Origin of the sequence: Perlabentimonas gracilis, from assembly GCF_011174675.1 — a bacterium.
Taxonomy (GTDB): domain Bacteria; phylum Bacteroidota; class Bacteroidia; order Bacteroidales; family Tenuifilaceae; genus Perlabentimonas; species Perlabentimonas gracilis.
Map to the genome: position 1 here is coordinate 1 of NZ_JAANIG010000034.1, position 16,527 is coordinate 16,527.

The 16,527-nt window shown below is 43.2% G+C and carries 11 protein-coding genes and 1 pseudogene; all 12 read left to right on the top strand.

What is annotated here, in order from left to right:
- A pseudogene (locus G8O23_RS17290) lies at positions 1-182 on the top strand (IS4 family transposase); the annotation flags it as partial.
- An 18-nt stretch (positions 183-200) separates the two neighbouring features.
- The gene (locus tag G8O23_RS13390) at positions 201-644 is read left to right on the top strand and encodes a response regulator transcription factor (protein WP_166365677.1); all 444 of its coding nucleotides are present in this window, start codon (positions 201-203) and stop codon (positions 642-644) included.
- A gap of 46 nt (positions 645-690) precedes the next feature.
- Complete coding sequence (locus tag G8O23_RS13395) at positions 691-2,568, top strand: methyl-accepting chemotaxis protein (RefSeq protein WP_166365679.1); 1,878 nt, start codon at positions 691-693, stop codon at positions 2,566-2,568.
- 276 nt (positions 2,569-2,844) lie between these two features.
- Positions 2,845-3,366: a chemotaxis protein CheW gene (locus tag G8O23_RS13400; RefSeq protein WP_166365681.1), complete on the top strand. Its 522-nt coding sequence runs from the start codon at positions 2,845-2,847 to the stop codon at positions 3,364-3,366.
- Between the two features lie 83 nt (positions 3,367-3,449).
- Positions 3,450-3,809: a hypothetical protein gene (locus tag G8O23_RS13405; protein WP_166365683.1), complete on the top strand. Its 360-nt coding sequence runs from the start codon at positions 3,450-3,452 to the stop codon at positions 3,807-3,809.
- Positions 3,802-6,402 carry a PAS domain S-box protein gene (locus tag G8O23_RS13410; protein ID WP_166365685.1) on the top strand — a complete coding sequence of 867 codons (2,601 nt, stop codon included), beginning with the start codon at positions 3,802-3,804 and terminating at the stop codon, positions 6,400-6,402. The genes G8O23_RS13405 and G8O23_RS13410 overlap by 8 nt, the downstream gene beginning before the upstream one ends.
- A 15-nt stretch (positions 6,403-6,417) precedes the next feature.
- On the top strand, positions 6,418-7,083 hold the full coding sequence (locus G8O23_RS13415; RefSeq protein WP_166365687.1) for a response regulator transcription factor: 666 nt from the start codon (positions 6,418-6,420) through the stop codon (positions 7,081-7,083).
- 694 nt (positions 7,084-7,777) lie between these two features.
- Positions 7,778-9,160 (top strand): phosphoglucosamine mutase, encoded by a 1,383-nt coding sequence (gene glmM / locus G8O23_RS13420; RefSeq protein ID WP_166365689.1) that lies wholly within the window; start codon positions 7,778-7,780, stop codon positions 9,158-9,160.
- 87 nt (positions 9,161-9,247) lie between these two features.
- Positions 9,248-10,633, top strand: a complete 1,386-nt coding sequence (locus G8O23_RS13425; protein WP_166365691.1) for an efflux RND transporter periplasmic adaptor subunit — start codon at positions 9,248-9,250, stop codon at positions 10,631-10,633.
- 69 nt (positions 10,634-10,702) lie between these two features.
- Positions 10,703-12,052, top strand: a complete 1,350-nt coding sequence (locus G8O23_RS13430; RefSeq protein ID WP_166365693.1) for an ABC transporter permease — start codon at positions 10,703-10,705, stop codon at positions 12,050-12,052.
- 26 nt (positions 12,053-12,078) lie between these two features.
- Positions 12,079-13,563 (top strand): TolC family protein, encoded by a 1,485-nt coding sequence (locus G8O23_RS13435; protein ID WP_166365695.1) that lies wholly within the window; start codon positions 12,079-12,081, stop codon positions 13,561-13,563.
- Positions 13,564-13,840: 277 nt separating this feature from the next.
- Positions 13,841-16,441 carry an ATP-binding protein gene (locus G8O23_RS13440; RefSeq protein ID WP_166365697.1) on the top strand — a complete coding sequence of 867 codons (2,601 nt, stop codon included), beginning with the start codon at positions 13,841-13,843 and terminating at the stop codon, positions 16,439-16,441.
- Positions 16,442-16,527 lie beyond the last annotated feature (86 nt).

Consider the following 16,527-nt stretch of genomic DNA (forward strand, 5'->3'; position numbering starts at 1 on the left):
CGTATTGCCTCGTGGCAATCATTGGGAACAAACTAAAAGTTGACCGTCCAATCTACGAAATTTTACAGATTCTCAGCATTTCCCTACTCGATAAAACTCCTATAAGAGAGATACTTACTAAATGCGATTACAAAGATGTCAAAGAACAAAAAAATAAACAACTAAAAATCAGTGGGTTTTAAGTGCCCACGTATGAATTTATGTATAGGATTTACGATACCCTTAAAGTATTTATTGCCTGTGGAGATAGCCAATACAACAAAGCATTGGCTGAATTTATAAGTTGTGAGCTAAATCTTGAAGTAATAGGTATATCAGAAACCCACAAAGACCTTATCCGAAACAAAAAACTGCATTGCGCTAACCTAATCTTGCTTGATACCAGCTTCCCCGATAACAAATGTTTTGATGCAGTAAATCATATATTTTATCACAATCATAGACAGAATATTATAGCCCTAACCTCAGAGGATAAGCCGATGTGCCTTGAGTCAATTATACTGCTAGGCTTTAAAGGGGTAATTGTAAAAGACAGGGCTTGTGATGAGATTGAGAGTGCAATAAAAATGGTTGTGAAAGGTAAGATGTACTTCTCTATTAAGGTTGAGAAAGCTTTTAAGAGACATACGGCTAAAACTAAGTAATTAGGTAAACATTATTAATCACACTAATGAAAATGGAGGACTAAAAATGAAAATTAAAGACTTAAGTATTGGAAAGAAGCTAATGCTAGGATTCGGTATAGTACTGCTTTTAACAGCGGCAATTCTACTGATAGGTTGGAATGGCTTCAGCAAGTTACAAGAGCGCTATTGGAAAACGAATATGTTCAACAATATTGAATCTGACCTACTCAACACGAGGTTAAACTCAAGGCTTTACATTCAGCACGAGCAACAAGCCAATGCTGAGTCCCTTTTGGAAAGCGGAAACAAAATGCTTTCTACTATCGACATAGTGGCTCCTACGCTGAAACAGCAACAAAACCAAAACCAGATAAACCAAGTACGACAACAGGCGTTGAACTACAGAAATGTTGCTAACAGCTACATTGCGGCAACAAAGGAAAAGCAAGAACAACTAAGACGATTTGATGAATATGCAGGAAAGATAATGAACGAAATTATCAATTCCAATGCATCACAAGAAAACGTAATTGGCTTTATGAACGCGCGGGTTGAGGGACAACGATTTCTTCGACTTAATAATATTGAGGACTATCGACGCTGGGAAAGAAATATTGATAACATAAGGCCACACTTTACCCCTGATATACAGAACCTGTTGGCAGAGTATAAGAGCATTTTTGAGCAAGTATATAGCTCAATTAAAAAACAAGAAGAAGGTGAAGAGGCTTTCAGGGTAGCAGGAGAAGCACTAACCGGCATAGTACATAACGCTGTAGAATCGATGGAAAGTCAAATGAACAGCGAGATATCCACGGCTCTTTACCAGATGATACTTTTTGGCGTTCTTGCCATTTTCATTGGAATACTATTCGCCATCTTCATCAACGGATCAATCCGAAAAGGGATTGCAAATGGAGTAGCAGTTGCTGTAAAAATTGCCGATGGCGACTTAGCGGTAAGAATTGATGATGAGTACCTAAATCGTAAGGATGAGATTGGCGAACTATCCCTTGCCCTGCAACGAATGTCAGATAAGTTGAACGAGATAATATCAAGCGTAATTACAGGTAGTGGCAATATTGCATCAGCATCGGAGCAGATGAGTAGCACCTCTCAGGAACTATCTCAGGGTGCGTCCGAGCAAGCATCATCGGTAGAGGAAGTATCCTCATCAATGGAAGAGATGGCTAGTAATATTCAACAAAACACCGACAATGCCCAGCAAACCGAAAAAATTTCGCTTAACGTTGCACAGGGCGTGCAAAAAGTAGGTGCTGCAGCCAACGAGAGCCTCACTTCGATAAAAAACATTGCAGAAAAGATTGGAATCATCAACGATATCGCATTCCAAACCAATATTCTTGCGCTAAATGCAGCTGTTGAAGCCGCTAGGGCAGGTGAGCATGGGCGTGGCTTTGCCGTTGTTGCCGCTGAGGTTCGCAAATTGGCTGAGCGAAGCAAAGTTGCTGCAGATGAAATTGTTTCATTAGCTACAAAAAGTGTTAATGTGACTGAAGATGCTGCTGCACTAATGGGCAATCTTTTCCCCGAAATTGAAAAAACAGCTAAGTTGGTACAAGAAATTACCGCAGCAAGTATAGAGCAATCGTCTGGTTCGAATCAGATTAACAATGCTATCCAGCAGCTAAACCAAGTGGTTCAGCAGAATGCTGCAGCCAGCGAGGAAATGGCAACTGGAGCCGAGGAGCTTAGCAGCCAAGCCGATCAGCTAACTGAGATTGTTGGGTACTTCAAACTTAATGGCAATGTTGCAAAGAAAAAGCACAGCAATAACGGATCATCCCTAAAGAAGGTTGCTCCAGCAAACCAAAAAGGGAATGCTCAGCAATTTAACCATCAACCCTCCAGCAAAGGGAATGGCGTTAAGCTGATAATGCCATCAGAAAAGAGCAACGATAACGATTTTCAGAATTATTAGATTTAGGAATCTGTTCATTTCTGCATAAAAATTTCCACGAGTTTTATCCTAACTATTTTAGGTTAACTCGTGGAAATTAACAGGTTAATCCCTGTTAATAATACACAAGCAGGTTATCAAAAACAGAGATTAACTAATTCTGATGACAGCATTCTATTAGTCAGGAAGCACCTTTCTCTTTCTTCAAGAAATATGTAAGTTTTGCCAAGCTATATAGAGAAAAATTGGGAAGTAGTTTTAAACACACCGCTTGTTAACAAACTAAATCGAATTAATATGAATTTAAAAAATAACATACTAAACTCCTATCTATCCTTTCGATTAGGGGAAGAAGTCTTTGCTGCCAATGCTGGCAAAGTAATAAACATCCTTGAGATGTGCGATATCACTGAGGTACCTAAAGCTCCAGACTACATGAAGGGAATTATTAACCTTCGAGGAGCTGTATTGCCGGTTATAGACCTAAGGCAAAAGCTGGGGATGACCCCATACATCAAAACCCCAAATACCTGCATAATTGTTCTTGATGTTACGATAGATAATGAAACAATACTTGTGGGGGCCATTGTTGATGCGGTAAAAGCGGTAATCGAGTTCGACAGGGAGAAGCTAATGGAGACGCCAAGTATTGGAGGTAAGTTCAAAACTGAGTTCATACTGGGCATAGCCAATATTAATGATGAATTTGTAATGGTTCTAGATGTTGATGAGGTTTTTACTCACGATGAGATTGTTGAGGTTCAACGCCAGATACCGAAAACAACTGACGAAAACCCTACCATTATGCCTGAGGTTTAACCAAACAATTGTTTTACTTCGTGTTTTTATCATAAATTTGTCTCAGAAGATTAACATTAACTATCTGAGACAAATTTATGCAAATGAAAAGTTCTCCCCAAAAAGCCAAGGTAGCTTACTCGGTTTCAGTTAGCTGCGAAACCATAAGTTTACCGCCATTCGAGGATATTTTAGTTTTATCGTATCGTTGCCCACAGGGGAAGATTGGAGTATCAAAATGTATAAATCTGCTTTCGCCCGAGGATTTTGAAATGATTGCTATTGACCATGACACCGTTGAGGCAATTATTGTTAGTAAGAAGATTTTAAAAAAGATGCCTGCAAAGAAAGTGGTTGAGACCCTGAATCGAACCGTATTCCCAATGGTTTCGCAGGGCGAAATTGTAAAGGTAGATTTTAAGCTAACTGCATCGTGGTCCAACATTGAAATTGACGATGATTAGTCAAACCCTAGTCCTCAAAAAATACTTTGAGGTTAAGCCATGGGATGGAGTAGATACTATCCGGCCCATGCTACTTCGCAATGGATTTGCTGTTGTTATTGACGAGATTGGCTTTTGGGGAATCCTAACTACAAACGATATCATCAAAAAAAATCACCGATTGGTGATCGATTGCCTTAAACCAACCATCCCATTCGTTGAAGAGAAAGACAGTCTACCCTTTGTGCTCGATTTGATGTATAGTAGCAATAACGAGGTATTACCGTACATTAACCAGAAAAAATTCATTGGCGTAATTACTCGAAATCAGATAACCACCTATTTTCAAAACTCCACTGAGCAGCTGAACAAGGCCATTGCAGAATTAAACGACACCAATACAAAACTTAAAGAGAGTGAAGAGAAATATCGTTTACTTGTTGAGAGCCTTAACGAAGGGGTATGGCAAATTGATAAGAATTCCAACACCGTTTTTGTTAATCGGCGAATGGCTCAAATGCTAGGCTACAGCATAGACGAAATGCTAGGCAAACCTAACATTCAGTTTGTTGATCCGAGGTTTAGGAATAGTATTACAAACATCGTTGATAAGAATAGGGATGGTATAGCCATTCAGCGCGAAGTTGAGTTTATTAAAAAGGATGGAACTAGGGTTAACACGATAATTGAAACTTCACCATTTTTTGACGATAACGGAATCTACAAAGGTGCCATAGCAGGTGTTCTCGATATTTCCAAACGAAAAAAAACGGAGAACGATTTGGTTCAATCGGAAAAGATGCTGAAAACAATTATCAACAGTGTCCCCGCAGCAATCTTCTGGAAAGATAGCAATAGTGCATACCTTGGTGGTAATATAAGATTTGCTGAGTACGTAGGTATTCCAGTTAATGAAATATCTGGTAAAACGGACAAAGATATGCCTTGGAAAGATTTTAAAAGTATTTACAACCAAGAGGACCAAAGCGTATTCAGGACTGGTAAGCCTTTGCTTAGTTTTGAGAAAGTTGGTAAAAATTTAAAGGGAGAACATACCTGGTTTAGGGTGAGCAAAGTGCCACTTTTTGCCCCCAATGGGAAGGAAATAATATCGGTTATTGGAATATTTGAGGATATCACCGATCAGAAGAAAAGGGATAATGAGCTATATGAATACAGGAATCAGCTTGAGCAACTCGTAAAGGAACGAACCTTCGAACTCCAAGACGCACAACGCATAGCAAATATAGGCAACTGGACCTATGATATAGCATCGGGCAACTTAACCTGGTCTGATCAGCTCTTCCATATCTATTGTAAAAATAAAAATTCATTTACCCCCAAATATAGTATTTATAGAGACATTGTTCACCCAGACGACATAAGCCTAGTATCAAGAATATATTTTAAATCAATCGAGAATAAAGAATCCTTTACACTTGAACACAGGATAGTTGATTCTAAAGGACAACTTAAATGGATTTCTACAAGTTGCGAGCATCGCTTCGATGAGAATGGAAATCACATTGAGTCTATTGGCACGGTTCAAGATATAACTGCACGAAAGAATCTTGAAATTGAACTAAAGCAAAAAGATTCCGAGTTTGAACTTTTCTTTGAGAACATCAACGATGTGGTACTAATCTTTGATATAGATGGAAATACAATATACGCCAATAGAGTATTCGAAAAAGTATTCGGCAAAACCATCGCGGAACAAAAACAAAACCCCTCCTCATTTCTCGATTCAGTTCATGCTGAAGATATTGATAAATTCTCAGGTTTTATCCTTGAGATTCTCACACTACATAACTCCATTGCCGACTTTAACTTCGAGTTTAGAATACATCAAGGGAGAGACATTAAGTGGTTGCACCTAAAGGGAATACCCGTTGCTGATTCTGATAGAAAACTTATTCGACTTAGCCTTATAATAACAGATATAACCAAAACTAAGCAAGCTCAACGCGATATCCTGTCGGCAATGGTTCATGCCGAGGAGAGGGAGCGAACCCGGTTGGCGCAAGATCTTCATGATGGTATTGGGCCACTTCTCTCAACAACAAAACTATATCTTCAACTTTTATCGAAACCCAAGAGCAAAATTAATAAGGAGAGTTTTGCTGCTCAAGCTGAGGAATCGATAGATGAGGCCATAAGCAGCGTAAGAGAAATATCGCATAACCTAAGCCCTAGCCTTCTTACACGCTTTGGCCTAACATCTGCAATAAACAGCTACATAGGTAGGCTTAGAAACTCGACTAACCTAAGGTTTACATACAATCATAATTTACAAAGGCCATTAAACTTTGAAGTTGAAACCACAATCTACAGAATAGTAGTAGAGTGTGTAAATAATGCCATAAGGCATGCTAAGGCATCAAGCATCAACATTGAGATGAATGATAACGAGGAAAAAATACTTATTGCTATTGCCGATAACGGAATTGGATTTGACGTAGAGCAAACGGTAAAAACCAAAAAAGGGTTAGGTTTAGTAAATATAAACAACAGGATGGAAAACATTGGAGGAAAAATTGAGATTAAAAGTGCGCCTCGCAATGGCACCCAAATCAAGCTCACCATACCGATAGATGATAATGCATTGAGATAAATTCAACTTGCTTTTATGAAACCAAAAAAAGAAGAGTTAAGAATTGTAATTGCCGACGATCACAAGGTTTTTAGGCAGGGGCTTCGAAATCTTGTTGAATCGCAGAACATTGCCTTGGTAGTTGGCGAAGCCTCCAACGGAGAGGAGTGTGTTCGGCTTGCCTTAGACCTTACTCCCCAAATCATTCTTATGGATATTGATATGCCCCAGATGGATGGCATGGAGGCCACCAGAATTATTCTTGAACAAAACCCTGAGATTTGCGTGATTGCCCTTTCGATGCATAGCGATTACGAGCACTACCAACAAATGGTGAAATACGGCGCCAAGGGGTTTATCCAAAAATCAACGGGAATCGATGAGGTAATAACTGCAATTAATGCAGTAGCTCAGGGTGGTTCATACTTCTCCAACGAGGTGCTAAAGGCCATAGTTGCCAATATGGAGATTAACGAGAATAATACCAAAACGGATAACCCCATGCTAGACCTATCATCAAGGGAGTTAGAGGTTCTAAAGCTTATATGCGAAGGGTTTACTAACGACGAAATAGGCAAAAGACTTTATATTAGCCCCACCACTGTTAAGGGACACCGAAGCAATCTGCTTTCAAAAACAGGCGTAAAAAATACAGCCTCGCTAATTATTTTTGCCGTTAAAAATAAGCTGGTTAAGGTTTAATTCATTAACAACTGAATACTGTAGGTGGGTCAATCAGCCTGTCTGCCTTTGGCAGCTTGCCTGCTGGCAAGCAGGGTCAATCAACCTCAGCTTGCTTCGAAAGGTGATCAGTGGATTTATCGAACTGCTCAGTGTCCAAGATCCAACACTTGGAACTCGTAATCCCCAATCAATAAATAAATCACACTCCCCAGTTGCTTCGACAGGCTCAGCAACCGTTCACTTGCACTTATCTGTAGCTCGCAACCTAATCAACCAACCGAGCGAACTTTACGAGCTCGCCGCAAGGCAATCAACCTGCCTGCCTTGACGACAGTCAGGCGCAGGTCATCCAATCAACCTGTCCACCCACTGCCTGCATATTATTGGCAGGGCGGGTTATCCAATCATTCAAAAACTATTGACACTGCCAGCTTGCCTGCCCTTTGGCAGGGACCTTCGGACGATGGCAGCCTGCCTGCCTAGGCAGGGTAAACAAGCGACAGGCAGGGCTGGCAGCCTGCCTGCTCAATTCCCGTGGTCAGACGGTCAGGCAAAGGCAGGGTCAATCAGCCTGTCTGCCTTTGGTAGCTTGCCTGCTGGCAAGCAGGGTCAATCAATCATTCAATCATCCAATAAAACCCTCCCTCCTACTTGCCTATCTTTGAAAATATTGCCACTTTTGTTAACCTTTTTAAAAATCAAACAAGAACACATGCCACTAATTAAATCAATATCAGGAATAAGGGGAACTATAGGCGGAAACCCCAACGAAGGGTTAAACCCCATAAACATTGCGCTATACACTGCTGCTTACGGCGAATGGGTAAAGAGCAAGCACAAGGATGTAAAATGTAAGGTGATTGTTGGTCGGGATGCCCGTATTTCGGGTGAAATGGTGAGCAGCATAGTGATTGGCACGCTTACTGGTTCGGGGCTCGACGTGGTGAATCTCGACTTGGCCACCACGCCAACCGTTGAGATGGCGGTAATTGAGGAGAAAGCACAGGGCGGAATTATTATCACTGCAAGTCATAACCCAAGGCAGTGGAATGCGCTAAAGCTGCTCAACGAGCATGGCGAGTTCCTTACCGATGTTGATGGAAAGAAGGTGCTCGAACTGGCCAAAACCAGCAGTTTCAACTTCCCCGAGGTGGATGAGTTGGGCTATGTAATCGATGAGTACTCCTTTGTTGATAAGCATATCGATAAGATTTTGGAACTACCGCTGGTTGACAAGGATGCAATTGCCAAGGCGAATTTCACCGTGGCCATTGATTGTGTTAACTCGGTGGGTGGCATTGCAATCCCACGATTACTCAAAGCGCTTGGCGTAAACAATGTGATTGAACTTTACACCGACCCCACGGGCGAGTTTCCCCATAACCCAGAGCCTTTACCCGAGCACCTGACCGAAATATCCGAGGCGGTTAAAACCCACCAAGCACATGTTGGCTTTGTGGTAGACCCCGATGTAGATCGTTTGGCCATTATCAACGAGGACGGATCGATGTTTGGCGAGGAATACACCCTTGTGGCTGTAGCCGACTACGTGCTTAGCCACACACCTGGCAACACGGTGTCGAACCTGTCGAGCACTGCCGCACTTCGCGATATCACCATAAAGCACGGCGGAAGCTACCAAGCTGCAGCCGTGGGCGAGGTGAATGTGGTGGCCAAGATGCGTGAAACCAACGCCATAATTGGCGGCGAGGGCAACGGTGGTGTGATATATCCCACGCTGCATGCCGGCCGCGATGCGCTTGTGGGCATTGCCCTTTTCCTTTCGCATTTGGCTAGAAGTGGCAAAAAATGCACTGAAATCAGAAAGGAATACCCCGAGTACTACATATCGAAAAATAAGATTGAGCTAAAGGATGGACTTAACCCCGATGATGTGCTGGCCAAGATGAAGGAACACTTTGCCAACGAGAATATCAACACTATCGATGGCCTAAAGATAGATTTTGAGGGTCAATGGGTACACCTCCGAAAATCGAATACTGAGCCAATTATAAGGATTTATGCCGAGAGTAAAACGCCCGAGAGCGCATCGGAGTTAGCAAACAAAATAATGGCTTTAATTAAAAACATTTAAATTCCATTTGCAATATTAAACTAAGTGCCAACACCTATAGTCTTAGTTATCAATAAACCTAAAATTGCGAAATAATCATACTAAAAAATGAAGAAGAAGGTAGTAATTGCCCTTTCCGTACTAGCGGCAGTAATAGTTATTTTGGTCATCAGCACCTCAACAAAGCAGGGTGTGGCACCTCAAAAAGTAAGCGTTACCAGAGGCCCTTTTGAAGTGGTTGTAACCGTAACAGGTGAACTTCAGGCAAAGAACAAGGAGGATATTACAGCTCCAGCCGAGCTACGCCAAGGGCGAAGTTTCCGATTCTCCGACATAAAGATTCAGGATCTAATCCCCGAGGGAACCGTTGTCGACTCGGGCCAATATGTTGCTACGCTCGACCGTAGCTCGCTTAGCAATAGGCTAAAGGAAATTGAGGATGAGCTGGAAAAGAGCCAGCAGCAGTTCCTCAAAACCCAGCTCGACACCACGCTCCAGCTTCGCAGCCTTCGCGACGAGCTTATCAACCTTGAGTTTGAACTGGAGGAAAGGCAGATAGTGGTGGAGCAGTCGAAATTTGAGCCGCCAGCCACCCAGCGCCAAGCGCAAATAAATTTGGAACGTGCCGATAGAAACTTTAAGCAAGCTAAGCACAACTACACGCTAAAGAAAGAGCAGGCTGAGGCCTCGATGCGTGAGGTAGCCATTAACCTTGCCCGCCAGGAGCGCGAGCGGCAGGATATGCTCGATGTGCTAAGCAAATTCGTAATTCGTGCGCCCAAGCCCGGCATGGTGATATACTACCGCGAGTGGAGCGGGCAAAAACGCAGCGTGGGATCGAGCATTAGCCCTTGGGATTTAACCGTGGCCACCCTCCCCGACCTTTCGGTAATGATATCGAAAACCTATGTGAACGAGATAGACGTGAGCAAGCTCAAAACAGGCCAACCAGTACGCGTTGGGGTTGATGCCTTCCCCGAGAAAAGCTACACTGGCGTTGTTACCGATGTGGCCAACATTGGCGAGCAGCTCCCCAATACCGATGCTAAGGTTTTTGAGGTCATTATTAGGGTTAACGAGTACGACCCAATACTACGCCCATCTATGACCACCAGCAACCATATTGTTACTAAAAGTTTTGAGGATGTGTTTTACGTACCCCTCGAGGCAATTCATGCCGACGACAGCTTAAGCTACGTGTACACCACCCGCAACCGCAAGCAGATTGTAATTACTGGTGAGCAGAACGAAAATTTCATAATTGTTGAAAAGGGACTTGCCGAGGGCGATGATGTATACCTAAGCATACCTGAGAATTTGGAACGATTTACGCTAGCCGGAGAAGATCTTATCCCCGAAATAATAAAAAGAATTGAGGAGCGTAAGCGGCTGGAAGAGGAGCAAAAGATAGCCAACGAGCAGCAGCAGCAACAGAACAATGGTAGAGCAAGAGGCCAGGGGCGTCAAATGCGTATGCCTAGTGGAAGCAACTAGTAAGTAGGCTTGTACGAGCCAAATACCACAGTTCAAACTGTTTGCTAAATTTCATTAAGCATAAAGATTATGTACAAAAGATATATACACGACGTAACCATCGCTGTTGAGTCCATACTGGCAAATAAGCTCAAGTCGATGCTTACGGCCCTGGGTATAATATTTGGTGTCGCTGCCGTTATCAGCATGATGGCCATTGGAAATGGGGCACAGCAAGAAATTTTGGAACAAATGAAGATGGTGGGTGTAAATAACATCATTATCAACCCCATTTTCGAAGAGCAGGAAGATGCTACCGACGGCGAGGGTGGCGAAAAGCAACGGCGCAAGTTCTCGCCGGGTCTAACCCTTCTCGACATGGAGGCTATACAGGAAATTATTCCTTCGGTTACAATGGCTAGCCCAGAGATTAGCCTAAACTCATTTGTTCAATACAGCTCGCATCGAATGCCTGCCAAAATTTTGGGCGTTTCGCCCGACTACTTCGAGCTGTTTAATCTACCCCTTGAGCAGGGTACATTTTTTACCGAATACCAGCTAGAGCACGGTATCCCGGTGTGTATTATTGGTGCAAATATCAAAAACAAGTTTTTTAGCACAACCAACCCCATTGGCCAGTACATAAAGTTTGGGCACGTATGGTTACAGGTGGTTGGCATTCTCCAAAAAACCGATATTACTCTCACAGGCTTTGAGAGTGCTGGAGTAAATGTGTATAATGATAACGTGTATATTCCTGTTAAAACCATGCTCATGCGCTACCAAAATCGCGGCTTGGTAAATGCACGAAAAACTCAAAGCACAGTGATCCGGGGTCGTGGTATGATTATGTTCGGAGGCTCAACCCAAACCCAATCGCAGCAGAACTACCATCAGCTCGATAGGATTATTGTTCAGGTTGAGAATACCGAGGATATTCCCTCAACTACAGACGTGCTTAGCCGCATGATGCTCCGCCGCCATGCAGGTGTAAAAGATTTTGAGATAATTGTGCCCGAACTTCTGCTAAAGCAACAACAGCGCACCAAGGATATCTTTAACATTGTGCTGGGTGCCATTGCCAGCATATCGCTGGTTGTAGGAGGTATTGGAATTATGAATATTATGTTTGCCTCGGTAATGGAGCGAATAAAGGAGATTGGTACCCGACTTGCCATTGGGGCCAAGAAAGCCGATATTGTAGCACAATTTCTATCGGAGGCTGTCCTCATTAGCGTTTCGGGAGGGCTTATAGGGGTGATTCTGGGAATAATACTATCGTTCCTGATCACACATTTTGCCGATATTCTAACCATCGTTTCACCCATCTCAGTAATTGTTGCCTTTGGCGTTTCGGCAGCGGTTGGGGTAATCTTTGGATTATCACCAGCCAAAAGAGCCGCCGAGCGGGATCCAATAGAATCGTTACGTCACGAATAGTTTCATAAAAAATTATAAAGCACGCCATGTTTTTAAAGAAAAAGTTATTAGCTGTTTCGCTGGTTCTACTAACCGCAAGCTGGGTGGCAGCCCAAGCGCCCAAAACAACGTTAACCCTCAACGAGGTGCTCGAAATGGCCAGGGACTACTCACCGCAGGCCATACTAGCCAAGCATCAGTTTAGGGCAGCATACTGGGAGCATAGAACCTACAAGGCTGAGTACCTGCCAAGCATAACCCTTAACGGTACGCTACCAAGCTTTAACCGCAGCCTTATTCGATACCAACTCGAAGATGGTACCTACCGTTACATCGAGGAGAACTCAAATACCGCTTCGGTTGGCCTCTCGCTAAACCAGAATATCGGGGTAACTGGCGGTAGAATTTTCGCCAGTTCCAACCTTGAGCGAACCGATTTTTTTGGAGCGAATAAGGGAACCAACTTTATGTCGGTACCCATACAAATAGGTTTTAGCCAGCCCATTTTTGGTTTCAACGAGTTTAAGTGGAAGAGAAAGATTGAGCCACTTAAGTACTTAGAGGCAAAGCGTAGCTACATACAGTCGATGGAGACTATTGCAGGCGAAGCCATTCGCTACTTTTTCGACCTTGTGCTGGCACAGCAAAACCTGCAAACAGCGCAGCTAAACTATGCCAATACCGACACCCTTTACCAAATTGCCAAGGGCCGTTATAACATTGGGACTATAGCTGAAAACGAGCTGCTGCAGATGGAGCTTAGCTACCTTAATGCGGGAAGTTCGGTTAATGAGGCGGAGATTGATTTACAGCTAAAAAAATTCAGGTTGAAATCCTTCCTTGGAATAATTGATGATTATGATGTGGAGCTTATTGTACCCAACTATTTTCCCAAAACAACCTTACGTTTCGACCATGTATACACCTTGGCTAAGGAAAATAACCCCACCATGATACAGTTTGAGCGCCGGCTCATCGAATCGGATAGGAACGTGGCGCAAGCCAAAGCCAACCGAGGTTTTAGCGCCAACCTTTACGCAACCTATGGTTTAACACAGCGAGCCGAGGAGTTTCAGAATGTGTACGTTGATCCTATGGATCAGCAGGGTATTCGAGTTGGCCTTACCGTTCCCATACTAGACTGGGGCTTAGGCAAAGGTCGGGTTAAGATGGCCGAATCGAGCCGCGAGGTAATGCGAACCAATATACAGCAGTCGCTAACCGATTTCGAGCAGGATATCTACCTTAAGGTAATGGAGTTTAACCTGCAGGAAACCCAAATGCAGCTCGCATCGAAAGCCGACACCATTGCCCAAAGCCGATATAACGTGACCAAGGAGCGATTCCTAATTGGCAAAATTGATGTGATTGAGCTTAATATTGCTCAAACCGAAAGGGATAACGCCCGTAATAGGTATATTGCTGCTATGCGCAACTACTGGCAGTTCTACTACGAGATGCGCAAGCTTACCCAGTTCGATTTTATCCAGGAAAAGCCGCTGGAGGTTGAGTTCGAGGCGCTAATTCAGTAATCATCACTAAATAAACATAGCATAAGGCCGATCCCGACTTTGGGGTCGGCTTTTTTTTGTTTAGCTGCAATTTACAGATCAGCTATTGAGGGTAATGAGTCTTTACCTGAGAAAGCCTTAGCTAAGGAAGTTGCTTTACCCACTAATGGCATAAACCCATATTTTTGTTCATACCCTTCAACATCAAAAAAAATTACTATATTGCTTAAGGAACACACCGAACCATACGAAATTGGAATAATACTTTTGTAAGTATCAACCAGCAAAAATAGCCTGCATGGATAGTGCCAAGGGAATACCTGATGAGGTGGCAAGGGAGCTAAAACTTCTGAGGGAGGAGAATACCCGCCTTAGGTCTATTGTTGAAACTAGCGAGAGCCCCAATAGCAGTGCACTCCATGCGGAGCCGCTTATTAACCTGCAAAAAGAAAATGCCGAGCTCGAAAAAAAACTTTCGAACAATCAGCTGCTTATTGAAAATGCATTTGATGGCGTTTTTCTGATGAGAGGCAGACATTTTACATACGTTAATTCAAGGTTTTGCAGCATTACAGGCTATTCAGAGGACGAATTAATTGGTCCTACCATTGCTTTTATCGACCTGATTGCCGATAGATCAAAAAAATTTGTTGAACAAGTATTTGAGTCGAGAGAGAAAGGGAACACCAACGCAGTTAGGTACGAAATAGGGCTGAAGACTAAAAGCGGAGAGGAAAAGATTGTTGAACTGGCCTCGGTTCCGGTAGTTAGCTCAGATGCCATTATGCTCATGGGCATAATTAAGGACAATACCAAGCGACGAAAAATGGAGCAGGAAATAAAGCGCCATACCCGCATTCAGTCGCTTTTAATGAACCTAAGCATTCGGTTTATCAACATACCCTACGACAACATTAAGCAGGAGGTAGATCATGCCCTTTCCGATATTGGGGAATTTGCCAGTGTGGATCGCGTGTATATTTTTGCATACGACTGGAACGCCAGCACCATGTCGAACACCCACGAGTGGTGTGCCCAAGGCATTGAACCGGTAATTGACACTCTCCAAGAACTCCCTACCAGTATAGTTCCAAGCTGGATAGAGGCACACATAAAGGGTAAGCCCATTCATATCCCTTCGGTTGCTGAGCTGAACAATGATGATAATGTGAAAACTTTGCTAACGGAACAGAAGGTAAAGTCGATAATAACAATTCCAATGATGTTCGAGAACCAGTGCATGGGTTTTGTTGGTTTTGACTCGGTGATAAACATCAAACATTGGAACGAGCAGGAGATATCGCTCCTTCGGCTTTTTGCCGAGCTACTGGTGAATGTACAGATAAAAGCAAACTACGATAAGTGGCTAAAAGAGGCCAAAACAATGGCCGAAATCCGGCAGGCCGAAATTAGAAACATCATCGATTTTTCACCTGTAGGTATTGTGCACTTATCGTTAAGCGGCGAAATTCTTGAGATCAATCAAGCTGCCCTCAACATTATTGATGCTCCTTCCATCGACGACATTAAATCCAAAAACATTTTTGGACGGAGGGCGCTCGAAAAGATTGGACTCATTGATAACTTCAGAAAATGCATCGCCACAAAGTCGATGGTGAGCAAAGAGACGAAGTACTCAAGCACATGGGGTAAGGCCTCCTACGTCAGGTACAGCCTTATTCCAATTATTACCGATAATACAGTGCAAAGCGTTCTGGCTAATGTTGAAGATATATCGTCGATAAAGGAGACCGAGTATAAATTAATATCGCTAAAAGAAAGAGCCGAGGCCAGCGATAAGCTAAAAACCGCATTCCTTGCCAACATGAGCCATGAGATAAGAACACCAATGAATGCCATATGCGGGTTCTCAAACCTCCTTCTCGAAGACAACGTTACGGAAGAGCAGAAAAAGGAATTTGTGGAGATAATCAACCTAAACGGGCATCAACTCCTGGGGATTATCAACGATATTGTAGATATATCGAAGATTGAGTCGGGGCAGGTAACCATATCCAAAGCAAAATTCTCGGTTAACAGCATGCTTAACGATTTAAAGTCGGTATTTTCACAAACGGCACGCATAAGGGGGCTAGAGCTTATCTGCACGTTGGGCCTCACCGACTCGGAGAGCATCATATTTACCGATGAGGTAAAGCTATCTCAAATCCTCAACAACCTTATATTTAACGCCATCAAGTTCACCCAAACAGGCGAGGTTGAGGTTGGCTATAGGCTACAGGGGAGAAACCTGGAATTCTTTGTTAGGGATACGGGAATAGGGATTGAACCTGAGCAGGGTAGCCTAATCTTCGAACGGTTCCAACAGGTCGACAATACAACCAATAGCAGCAGGAAGGGTACAGGACTGGGGTTGCCCATATCCAAAGCATTTGTTGAAATGCTTGGCGGTAAAATCTGGTTTCAGTCGACACCCAACGTGGGAACAATTTTTTACTTCACCATACCCTACATAAAAGGATTGAGTGTTGAGGGGGAGAAGTCTGCGCCTGCAGTCGAAAATTTTATATGGCCCGATAAAACTTTCCTTGTGGCAGAAGACGACGACCCCAACTACCAGTACCTCGAACACCTGCTAACACCCACTAAGGCCAAAGTAATTAGGGCTCACAATGGAAAACAGGCGGTAGAGATATGCCTTACGGAGAAAATAGACCTAATACTCATGGACATAAAAATGCCCACCATGAATGGCATTGAGGCAACAAAAGAGATACGTAGCCAAGGAGTAACCACACCAATCATTGCACAAACGGCATATGCATTCCAGGAAGACCGGGAAAACGCGTTAAGGAGTGGATGCAATCATTATGCAACAAAGCCTATCGAATCGGCAGAGCTATTCAGTATGATCCACTCGCTGCTACAGCCTAAATAAGAGCCATTTCAGGTATGGAAGCGACAAACTGCATCCAATCTGTTTCTTAACATCTACCCCACCCTTGCATTATTGAGCAGAGTTTT

What these genes read in the sequence shown, in the direction of transcription:
- G8O23_RS13390 (WP_166365677.1), top strand. Translation starts at nt 201, where the DNA reads ATGTATAGGATTTACGATACCCTTAAAGTATTTATTGCCTGTGGAGAT.
- G8O23_RS13395 (WP_166365679.1), top strand. Translation starts at nt 691, where the DNA reads ATGAAAATTAAAGACTTAAGTATTGGAAAGAAGCTAATGCTAGGATTC.
- G8O23_RS13400 (WP_166365681.1), top strand. Translation starts at nt 2,845, where the DNA reads ATGAATTTAAAAAATAACATACTAAACTCCTATCTATCCTTTCGATTA.
- G8O23_RS13405 (WP_166365683.1), top strand. Translation starts at nt 3,450, where the DNA reads ATGAAAAGTTCTCCCCAAAAAGCCAAGGTAGCTTACTCGGTTTCAGTT.
- G8O23_RS13410 (WP_166365685.1), top strand. Translation starts at nt 3,802, where the DNA reads ATGATTAGTCAAACCCTAGTCCTCAAAAAATACTTTGAGGTTAAGCCA.
- G8O23_RS13415 (WP_166365687.1), top strand. Translation starts at nt 6,418, where the DNA reads ATGAAACCAAAAAAAGAAGAGTTAAGAATTGTAATTGCCGACGATCAC.
- glmM (WP_166365689.1), top strand. Translation starts at nt 7,778, where the DNA reads ATGCCACTAATTAAATCAATATCAGGAATAAGGGGAACTATAGGCGGA.
- G8O23_RS13425 (WP_166365691.1), top strand. Translation starts at nt 9,248, where the DNA reads ATGAAGAAGAAGGTAGTAATTGCCCTTTCCGTACTAGCGGCAGTAATA.
- G8O23_RS13430 (WP_166365693.1), top strand. Translation starts at nt 10,703, where the DNA reads ATGTACAAAAGATATATACACGACGTAACCATCGCTGTTGAGTCCATA.
- G8O23_RS13435 (WP_166365695.1), top strand. Translation starts at nt 12,079, where the DNA reads ATGTTTTTAAAGAAAAAGTTATTAGCTGTTTCGCTGGTTCTACTAACC.
- G8O23_RS13440 (WP_166365697.1), top strand. Translation starts at nt 13,841, where the DNA reads ATGGATAGTGCCAAGGGAATACCTGATGAGGTGGCAAGGGAGCTAAAA.